Source organism: Roseibium sp. MMSF_3544 (assembly GCF_030732845.1).
Taxonomy (GTDB): domain Bacteria; phylum Pseudomonadota; class Alphaproteobacteria; order Rhizobiales; family Stappiaceae; genus Roseibium.
Window position 1 is genome coordinate 1 of sequence record NZ_JASHKA010000053.1, and the last position, 5552, is coordinate 5552.

General features: G+C 53.8%; 2 tRNA genes and 2 rRNA genes. All 4 read right to left on the reverse strand.

From position 1 onward, the window contains the following. Window positions 1–15: 15 nt before the first annotated feature. Window positions 16–2738, reverse strand: a 23S ribosomal RNA gene (locus RBB47_RS30855). A gap of 473 nt (window positions 2739–3211) precedes the next feature. Then, window positions 3212–3287, reverse strand: a tRNA-Ala gene (locus tag RBB47_RS30860). A 256-nt stretch (window positions 3288–3543) separates the two neighbouring features. After that, window positions 3544–3620, reverse strand: a tRNA-Ile gene (locus RBB47_RS30865). A 191-nt stretch (window positions 3621–3811) separates the two neighbouring features. Continuing rightward, a 16S ribosomal RNA gene (locus RBB47_RS30870) occupies window positions 3812–5294 on the reverse strand. The 16S and 23S rRNA genes sit together here with 2 tRNA genes alongside, the layout of an rRNA operon. Window positions 5295–5552: the final 258 nt, after the last annotated feature.

Genomic DNA, 5552 nt, shown 5'->3' on the forward strand with positions numbered 1-5552 from the left:
CATTGAGTAATGAGAGCGATCAAGCCGAACGAGCTATTAGTAAAGCTAAGCTTCATGTGTTGCCACACTTCCACACGCTTCCTATCGACGTGGTGGTCTTCCACGGCTCTTCAGGGAGAACTGGTTTTGAGGTGGGTTTCCCGCTTAGATGCTTTCAGCGGTTATCCCTTCCGTACATAGCTACCCTGCAATGCGGCTGGCGCCACAACAGGTCCACCAGAGGTACGTCCATCCCGGTCCTCTCGTACTAGGGACAGATCCTCTCAATTCTCCTACACCCACGGCAGATAGGGACCGAACTGTCTCGCGACGTTCTGAACCCAACTCACGTACCACTTTAATTGGCGAACAGCCAAACCCTTGGGACCTGCTCCAGCCCCAGGATGTGATGAGTCGACATCGAGGTGCCAAACAATGCCGTCGATATGGACTCTTGGGCATCATCAGCCTGTTATCCCCGGCGTACCTTTTATCCGTTGAGCGATGGCCCTTCCACGAGGGACCACCGGATCACTATGGCCGACTTTCGTCTCTGCTCGACTTGTCAGTCTCGCAGTCAGGCAGGCTTATGCCATTGCACTCAACGAGCGATTTCCGACCGCTCTGAGCCCACCTTCGCGCGCCTCCGTTACCATTTGGGAGGCGACCGCCCCAGTCAAACTACCCGCCACACACGGTCCCGGATATTGTTGTACCGCGGTTAGATATCCATGACGACAAGGGTGGTATTTCAAGGGTGACTCCACCTCAGCTGGCGCCAAGGCTTCAACGTCTACCACCTATCCTACACATGTCGACACGAATACCAGTGTGAAGCTGTAGTAAAGGTGCACGGGGTCTTTCCGTCTGACCGCAGGAACCCCGCATCTTCACGGGGAATTCAATTTCACTGAGTCTATGCTGGAGACAGCGGGGAAGTCGTTACGCCATTCGTGCAGGTCGGAACTTACCCGACAAGGAATTTCGCTACCTTAGGACCGTTATAGTTACGGCCGCCGTTTACTGGGGCTTCAATTCGGTGCTCTCACACCTCCTCTTAACCTTCCAGCACCGGGCAGGCGTCAGACCCTATACGTCGCCTTGCGGCTTCGCAGAGCCCTGTGTTTTTGATAAACAGTCGCCACCCCCTGGTCTGTGCCACCCCAATCCGGTTGCCCGAACTGAGGTCTCCCTTCTCGCGAACTTACGGGAGCATTTTGCCGAGTTCCTTCAGCATAGTTCTCTCAAGCGCCTTGGTATGCTCTACCAGTCCACCTGTGTCGGTTTCGGGTACGGTTTATACGCGGGAGCTATTTCCTGGAACACCTTCGAAGCCTTCCCAATCCAATAAGGAAAGACAACACACGGCATCCGTCACTACCCGCAAGCTGCAGAATATTAACTGCATTCCCATCGACTACGCCTTTCGGCCTCGCCTTAGGGGCCGGCTAACCCTGCGCCGATTAGCGTTGCGCAGGAACCCTTGGACTTTCGGCGAGCGGGTCTCTCACCCGCTTTATCGTTACTCATGTCAGCATTCGCACTTCTGATATCTCCAGGACCCCTCACAGGTATCCCTTCGCAGACTTACAGAACGCTCCGCTACCGCACATCAAAGATGTGCCCGCAGTTTCGGTGTATGGCTTGAGCCCCGGTACATTTTCGGCGCGGGACCCCTTATTTAGACCAGTGAGCTGTTACGCTTTCTTTAAATGATGGCTGCTTCTAAGCCAACATCCTGGTTGTTTTGGGAGTCCTACATCCTTTCCCACTTAGCCATAACTTAGGGACCTTAACTGGCGGTCAGGGTTGTTTCCCTCTCCACAATGGACGTTAGCACCCACTGTGTGTCTGCCGGATAGTACTTCTCGGTATTCGGAGTTTGGTTAGGATCAGTAAGGCGGTAAGCCCCCATAGCCCATCCAGTGCTCTACCCCCGAGAGTATTCATCCGACGCTCTACCTAAATAGATTTCGCGGAGAACCAGCTATTTCCGAGTTTGATTGGCCTTTCACCCCTAGCCACAGCTCATCCCCGACTTTTTCAACAGGCGTGGGTTCGGTCCTCCAGTGCGTGTTACCGCACCTTCAACCTGGCCATGGCTAGATCACTCGGTTTCGGGTCTAATCCAACGAACTCATCGCCCTATTCAGACTCGCTTTCGCTGCGCCTACACCTATCGGCTTAAGCTTGCTCGTTAAATTAAGTCGCTGACCCATTATACAAAAGGTACGCTGTCAGGCTTGCGCCCTCCAACTGTTTGTAGGCATCCGGTTTCAGGGTCTGTTTCACTCCCCTCGTCGGGGTGCTTTTCACCTTTCCCTCACGGTACTTGTTCACTATCGGTCGACAAGGAGTACTTAGGCTTGGAGGGTGGTCCCCCCACGTTCAGACAGGATTTCACGTGTCCCGCCCTACTCAAGGATCATATCTCATTCTACCCGTACGGGGCTGTCACCCACTAAGGCCCGACTTTCCAGACGGTTCCGGTTCTAAAAATATGACCACTGGCCTGGTCCGCGTTCGCTCGCCACTACTAGCGGAGTCTCGGTTGATGTCCTTTCCTCCGGGTACTTAGATGTTTCAGTTCCCCGGGTTTGCTTCCCTTGCGGGATACTCCATACGGAGTGGGTTTCCCCATTCGGAAATTCACGGATCAAAGCTTATTCGCAGCTCCCCATGACTTATCGCAGCGTATCACGTCCTTCATCGCCTCTTGTCGCCAAGGCATCCACCGAATGCCCTTAAGACACTTGATCACTCTCATTATCAATGCTCATCTTTAAACGTGCTCACGCACGTTTAAAGATGACCCTTTGTGCGCTACCGCCTTCGGCTACTTGAGCGCGTTAACACCCAAAACCAAAGTCCGGTCACACAAACGATCATCAATGGCCTGCAGTCCACCAGTCAATCCCCCCGAGTACCTTTTACACTCGAGAGCCAACAGGCTTCCTCACAGACCGGTCATTGATTAATTAAGACCAGTTTCACGAGATTTCTCTGATGGCCATGCGGTCAAGCTGGCACTCCACTTAATCGTGGAACCCTGCGGACAAATCCACAGAGATCAAAAAAATCTTCTCTTCAACGATGTCAAGAACAAGCGATGATCCACACGATCACCGCAAAACGGTTTCTTCTTCAAAAACAAGCTTCGTTCAACAGCATCGCCCGAAGGGCGAACCAAAGATGCGCTCAAGTAGCCGACAGGCGGTAGCGCCAAGAATAATGGTGGAGCCAGACGGGATCGAACCGACGACCTCATGCTTGCAAAGCACGCGCTCTCCCAACTGAGCTATGGCCCCATGTTGTTTCGTACGCGACAACGCTGTTCCTCGCTAAACGCTCGGGCTGTCGCGGCGCGCGGTCGCGCTTGCCTCCGCCTTGCTCCGGACCAGAAGTCCCTTGCAAAACAGGCAAACTCAAACGTCACCTTCTATAAGTGATCACCTTAAAGCGCCTCGTAGGCCCCGATTGGTGGGCTTCCCCGTGACGCCCGCAGCGGCAAAGCCGCGAGGACGCACAAACCAAACAATGCCGAGGACCACCAAATCAAAGATTTGGTGGGCCGAGGAGGACTTGAACCTCCGACCTCACGCTTATCAGGCGTGCGCTCTAACCACCTGAGCTACCGGCCCATTTCTGAACACGGCGCCAAAAGGCCCCGCTCAAGTGGTGTCACCACTTAACTTGTTTTTTGAAGAAAGAGAAACGAAGACGGCATCAGCCCGCTCGTTTTAAAGCGACCTCGTCCTGATCTAGACGGGTCTATGTTCTGAAGAGACCGGATTGGAAAAACCGAAGTAATTCCTAAAAGGGTCATCCTTAGAAAGGAGGTGATCCAGCCCCAGGTTCCCCTAGGGCTACCTTGTTACGACTTCACCCCAGTCGCTGAGCCTACCGTGGTCAGCTGCCCCCTTACGGTTAGCGCACTGCCTTCGGGTAAACCCAACTCCCATGGTGTGACGGGCGGTGTGTACAAGGCCCGGGAACGTATTCACCGCGTCATGCTGTTACGCGATTACTAGCGATTCCAACTTCATGCTCTCGAGTTGCAGAGAACAATCCGAACTGAGACGGCTTTTGGAGATTAGCTCCCTCTCGCGAGTTCGCTGCCCACTGTCACCGCCATTGTAGCACGTGTGTAGCCCAGCCCGTAAGGGCCATGAGGACTTGACGTCATCCCCACCTTCCTCTCGGCTTATCACCGGCAGTCCCCCTAGAGTGCCCAACCAAATGCTGGCAACTAAGGGCGAGGGTTGCGCTCGTTGCGGGACTTAACCCAACATCTCACGACACGAGCTGACGACAGCCATGCAGCACCTGTCCTGGCGTCCCCGAAGGGAACCATCGGTCTCCCGATGTAACACCAAATGTCAAGGGCTGGTAAGGTTCTGCGCGTTGCTTCGAATTAAACCACATGCTCCACCGCTTGTGCGGGCCCCCGTCAATTCCTTTGAGTTTTAATCTTGCGACCGTACTCCCCAGGCGGGAAGCTTAATGCGTTAGCTGCGCCACCAAATAGCATGCTACCTGACGGCTAGCTTCCATCGTTTACGGCGTGGACTACCAGGGTATCTAATCCTGTTTGCTCCCCACGCTTTCGCACCTCAGCGTCAGTACCGAGCCAGTGAGCCGCCTTCGCCACTGGTGTTCTTCCGAATATCTACGAATTTCACCTCTACACTCGGAGTTCCACTCACCTCTCTCGGACTCAAGACTGACAGTATCAAAGGCAGTTCCGAGGTTGAGCCCCGGGATTTCACCCCTAACTTATCAATCCGCCTACGTGCGCTTTACGCCCAGTGATTCCGAACAACGCTAGCCCCCTTCGTATTACCGCGGCTGCTGGCACGAAGTTAGCCGGGGCTTCTTCTGCGAGTAACGTCATTATCCTCCTCGCTGAAAGAGCTTTACAACCCTAGGGCCTTCATCACTCACGCGGCATGGCTGGATCAGGGTTGCCCCCATTGTCCAATATTCCCCACTGCTGCCTCCCGTAGGAGTCTGGGCCGTGTCTCAGTCCCAGTGTGGCTGATCATCCTCTCAGACCAGCTATGGATCGTCGCCTTGGTAGGCCATTACCCCACCAACTAGCTAATCCAACGCGGGCCCATCCTTAGGCGATAAATCTTTCCCCCATAGGGCACATACGGTATTAGCAGTCGTTTCCAACTGTTGTTCCGTACCTAAAGGTAGGTTCCCACGCGTTACTCACCCGTCTGCCACTAACTCCGAAGAGTTCGTTCGACTTGCATGTGTTAAGCCTGCCGCCAGCGTTCGTTCTGAGCCAGGATCAAACTCTCAGGTTTAACTAAAAAGTCCAATCACAGGCACCAATAATCAATCGCTATAAAGCACTCAAAGCAGTCCCCCGCATCTCTGCGAAAAACCGCTGAATTAACAAGAGCTCAATCAATCCAAACACCAAAAGCATCCAGACCAATCGATCCTTGCTGAAAGATCAGCGTACCTGCGTAACTCCTTAAAACCCCCAGCAATTAAGCCGAGGATCGCAAGGCCAACGCCGCCTACGCTTCCCTTCCTTCATATCCAAATTGTCAAAGAAC